Annotated in this window: 1 protein-coding gene; it reads right to left on the minus strand. The window is 55.6% G+C overall.

All coding sequences use genetic code 11. The features are described from left to right. Positions 1 to 204: eL15 family ribosomal protein (locus tag F0L68_RS45965; RefSeq protein WP_223199652.1), on the minus strand; the 204-nt coding region annotated here is incomplete at its 3' end. Between the last annotated feature and the right edge of the window lie 3 nt (positions 205 to 207).

Genomic DNA, 207 nt, shown 5'->3' on the forward strand with positions numbered 1-207 from the left:
GCGACGTAGTTGAAGAGTGTTGCGTCTGAGCCAAGCTGCCCGGCGTGAGCCTCCCTTTGTTTGAGAGTATCTATGTCCCTTGCCGAGACCTCGGGAGCTGCGACCAGCCGAAGTCAGACCACGCATCTCACGATGCTTATGTACAGCATTCACGATCCAGTTGATCTTAGGATCGCGACGAATGGCCTTGTGTGACGGGTCCACGAT

It is taken from the genome of Solihabitans fulvus (assembly GCF_008386585.1).
GTDB lineage: Bacteria > Actinomycetota > Actinomycetes > Mycobacteriales > Pseudonocardiaceae > Solihabitans > Solihabitans fulvus.